The sequence below is a fragment of the Enterococcus sp. LJL128 genome (assembly GCF_056924295.1).
The window spans coordinates 1-4,166 of record NZ_JBXPBP010000030.1 but is presented as its reverse complement, the minus strand read 5'-3'; the positions used below and the strand labels follow the sequence as shown (position 1 = coordinate 4,166).

General features: G+C 36.2%; 3 protein-coding genes. 1 reads left to right on the top strand and 2 read right to left on the bottom strand.

Annotated elements, in window-relative coordinates:
• Nucleotides 1-216 precede the first annotated feature (216 nt).
• Entirely contained in the window at nt 217-1,707 is a 1,491-nt protein-coding gene (locus tag AC1Z3K_RS18495; protein ID WP_426084088.1) for a helix-turn-helix domain-containing protein, read from the bottom strand.
• 273 nt (nt 1,708-1,980) lie between these two features.
• On the opposite strand from AC1Z3K_RS18495, the gene AC1Z3K_RS18490 reads away from it, so the two are divergent.
• On the top strand, nt 1,981-2,916 hold the full coding sequence (locus AC1Z3K_RS18490) for a glycosyltransferase family 2 protein (protein ID WP_461733555.1): 936 nt from the start codon (nt 1,981-1,983) through the stop codon (nt 2,914-2,916).
• Nucleotides 2,917-3,014: 98 nt separating this feature from the next.
• On the opposite strand, the gene AC1Z3K_RS18485 is transcribed toward AC1Z3K_RS18490, so the two are convergent.
• Nucleotides 3,015-3,977: a phosphoglycerate dehydrogenase gene (locus AC1Z3K_RS18485; protein ID WP_426084086.1), complete on the bottom strand. Its 963-nt coding sequence runs from the start codon at nt 3,975-3,977 to the stop codon at nt 3,015-3,017.
• Between the last annotated feature and the right edge of the window lie 189 nt (nt 3,978-4,166).

The window sequence follows — 4,166 nt, the reverse complement described above, 5'->3', positions numbered from 1 at the left end:
CATAAAAGCACGCTCCTTTTGATTTGGTTTAGTCACTTTAATCTTACACGGTTGCGTGCTTTTTGTGTACCCTAAAATCAAAAAAGTAGGACAATAATCAGATTTTCTTCTGACTATTGTCCCACTCACTATCTTTACTTTTAAAGTATTGTTGCTGGTGATTTTGGGATAATGAAAGAACAAGAAACGGTTTGTTTAAGTTTCCCTATAATTTACTCAGCCGGCAATAAATTTATTGGTTTTTTCTGTATACTTTTCCTGTAGGGTAGAAAAAAGAATTTTTTGGTAATTTTCCATCTCAGTCAATGTAATTAATTTAAAGTTTCCCTTCCTTCTTACGCTTTTTGGCAGCAGGAGAGGAGAGGTGGCTATGTAGAAATCATAATCCTTTTTTGCAGATGAGGTAATCAAATCGACATCAACAAAGGGGATTTTTGATAAATACTCGAACAGTGATTGAGAGACGATAGCATTTTGAAACAGAATAATACCTACGCGAAGTAAATGATTTTTCCTGCTTCTTTCAACATATGGAAGTAAAAATACTGCACATGTGTAAGATAAATGGTCAATGCAGTTGATAAGCCACTGATACTGTTCCATTTGGGCAGTTGACCTTAGAAAACTTTGAATATTCTTGAATAAAGGTTCAAATAATGGATGATGACCTTTGAACAAATCAAAAGAAAAATCAACAGCAAGGGGTAGTGTATTTTCTCTAATTGCATGATTAAGCACAGTTGTAAAAATGTTAATATGTAGTAGCTCTTTCTCCTCATTAGTGAGAGAGAGATCGCCAAGTGAATGGCTATAGAAAAATTGGAAACGGTCAATCAAGTCATCCAGTGGGTGGTTATCGCTGAGCATATAAGAGCGTACATACGGGATGCGAGGATCATCAAAGTGGAAATAGGGAATCCAGTAAAAGAGCATATAAGACAGAAAATCACATTCTCGTGAGCGGAATTCAGCGGAAACGCCTAACTGCTTCAGCTCATCAAAATAGGAAAGGTTGGTTTCGGGGTAAACCAACTGATCAAATGGTGTTTCATCCAAATAATGAGCCTTTTCAAGACGCAGCCGGTTAATAGAGGTTAACAGAAACCATTGGCGTGGTTCTACATATTTCATCAGCTGTTTATCGCTGAAGTCGAATAATTCTGGTCCACGTTTTTTTTCATCAAGTGCAACAAAAAAATCTTCTCCAAAGGAAGTCAGCCAGAAAAAGTTGAAATATACGATTCGAATAATCGCTTCATTTCCGGTGATTTTCATTTTGGAGCAGTTGATTTGGATATCAAATTTTTTAAGATAGTTAATGAGAGGATTTAGTCTACGCAGAACAGAAGCTCTACTTATGTAATTTTCTTCACAAAAGTCTTCAAGCCGATAATTTTTCTCAAGGATTGCGGCTAATAAAAATTTATAAGCAATGCTTTCCTGGAAAAGGAATTGTTGATAGGGAATTTTTATTAGCTCCTCTTTATCAATTACGACTTTACCATCTTCGGAAAGAAGGGAGAAATCAGCCTGCTGCTGAAAGTCTTCATTCATTTCTGAAAATAAAGAGATTAATCTGGCATAGGAAAACTCTGAATACTGCTTAAAGAAGCGGGGGGAATAAACACCATCATCAAAATCAAATAGTTGATGAAACATTTCCAGCTTTTTTACAGCAAAATCATCTAATGCAATTGTTTCAAGCATATTTATCTCCTTTATAAATAGTTATCAAGTAAATTATTTTTTATTATTCACTACATATATATAATACCCATGAAAACGGATAAATACAACACTTATTTCAGAAAAATTTGTTTTTTATATAAAAATAAATAAATAACAAGCCTGTTTATAGGGAAGTTATATCGCTATTTTTTCATTTTATTTAATAATACGCTAGTTATTTAATCTGTTGTATTTATCTACGTTTATGGTATGTTATAATAAATAGAAGACCGTTGTAGGAGGAAAGAGAAAATGTTATCGATAGTTATTCCTTGTTATAATGAAGAGGAGTCCATTCCAGCTTTCTTTAAGGAAGTAGAAAAAGTTAGTCAGCAAATCGACCATGAAATTGAATATATATTTGTGAATGATGGGTCAAAAGATAGTACCTTGTCTTGTTTAAGAGAATTGCATCGTTCTTATCCCCAAAAGGTTAGGTACATATCGTTTTCTAGAAATTTTGGCAAAGAAGCCGGTTTGTATGCTGGTTTACAAGCTGCAAAAGGCGAACTGGTAACAGTCATGGATGCAGATTTACAAGATCCGCCTGAATTACTGCCGGAGATGATTCGGCTGATTGAAACAGAAGATATAGACTGCGTGGGTACGCGAAGAGCAACGAGGGATGGAGAACCGGCTATCCGTAGTTTTTTTGCCCGCATGTTTTACAAATTGATTAATAAGATTGGCGAAACTGAGATAGTAGACGGTGCACGTGATTTTCGCCTGATGACACGCCAAATGGTGGACAGCATTCTTGAACTGACTGAATATAACCGTTTTTCAAAAGGGATTTTTAGCTGGGTGGGGTTTAACACAAAGTATCTTTCTTATGAAAACAGGGAACGCGTAGCAGGCGAGACATCGTGGTCTTTTTGGAGTCTATTGAGCTATTCGATAGACGGTATCATCAATTTTTCTGAAGTTCCATTGAACATTGCTTCATATGTGGGTGCGTTGTCATGTTTTGGCTCGGTAATTGCGATGCTGGTTATCTTGTTCCGCACATTGATGTATGGTGACCCGACGAGCGGCTGGCCCTCAATGGTTTGTATTTTCCTATTTGTCGGCGGACTACAGCTGTTGTGCTTAGGAATTATAGGGAAATATATCGGAAAGATATTTATGGAGACAAAAAATAGACCTGCGTATATCGTAAAGGAAACTGAGGAAAACAATCTATTATAATTGTAAAAGAAGCAAAGCCATCCAACAGGAAACTGCGGATGGCTTTTATTATATAAGTTGTCGAGTAAAGGGATTAGCAATCATAATTGTGGGATAGTTTAATAACCTTTTGTAAGGTCGACTTGATTTTTTTCAAGTTTTCCAGCTTCAATAAAACTTTTTAAATTGCTCAAAAATATTCTGGTTAACTTTTCTTTAAAGCCGGCAGTCATACCTGAAATATGCGGGGTAATCAGAACATTATCTAGTGTCCATAATGGAGAGTCTTTGGGTAATGGTTCTTCTTCAAAAACATCCAGTGCGGCAAAACTAATTTGTTCATTATTGAGAGCGGAGAGCAAATCTGTTGTTTTGACCGAAGGTCCTCTTCCCACATTGATAAAAACAACTCCTTTTTTCATTGCATTAAACATAGCTTCGTCGTATAAATAATACGTTTCCTCTGTTAACGGTAAAATATTAACAACAATATCCATGTCCTGAATAATTCGACTCATATTTTTTTGTGAGTAACATTCCAAAAAGCCAGATGATGGATGCCCCGTTGAATTGATGCCGTATGTCTGTATTTTTAATCCTTGAGCAAATGCAGCCAGCTGTTGTCCGATTTTTCCAGTGCCCACAATTAACATTTTTTGACCTGAAAGCTGCCGTATTTTACTGGTAGACCGGCTCCATGCGTTTTTCTTTTGATCAATGACTGCACTGCGCAATCCTCGATATTCGGATAATAAAACACCTAATACATGCTCAGTTATGGAAACACTGTGAATACCGCTGCCGTTAGATAATAAGATATTTTTGTTCTGAAAAGCAGCCAAATCAAAAGAATCAACTCCTGCCGAAATAGACTGTACCCATTGGAGCTGACTATGCGGATTCGCTAATAGACGAGGGCCTATTTCCTTGTTCCAGCCGAGCATAATAGCTATATCCTCTTCGTTAAACGTTTGAGAGTCAGTTGACGAATCAAGCACAAGATAGTTTTCAGCAGTTTCTGTGATTCGTTTAATTTGTTCAGGCTTAAGCTTTTCCTGAAGAAAAATAATTGGTTTTCCCATGATAATATCCTCCCCTTTGCTAGTATCATTGTAACAAAAAATAGCGAAAACAAACAAAAAATGGGAGTGGGACAATAGTCAGAAGAAAATCTGATTATTGTCCTACTTTTTTGATTTTAGGGTACACAAAAAGCACGCAACCGTGTAAGATTAAAGTGACTAAACCAAATCAAAAGGAGCGTGCTTTTA

Coding starts and splice junctions, on each gene's coding strand:
- AC1Z3K_RS18495 (WP_426084088.1), bottom strand. CDS start 1,707: ATGCTTGAAACAATTGCATTAGATGATTTTGCTGTAAAAAAGCTGGAA.
- AC1Z3K_RS18490 (WP_461733555.1), top strand. CDS start 1,981: ATGTTATCGATAGTTATTCCTTGTTATAATGAAGAGGAGTCCATTCCA.
- AC1Z3K_RS18485 (WP_426084086.1), bottom strand. CDS start 3,977: ATGGGAAAACCAATTATTTTTCTTCAGGAAAAGCTTAAGCCTGAACAA.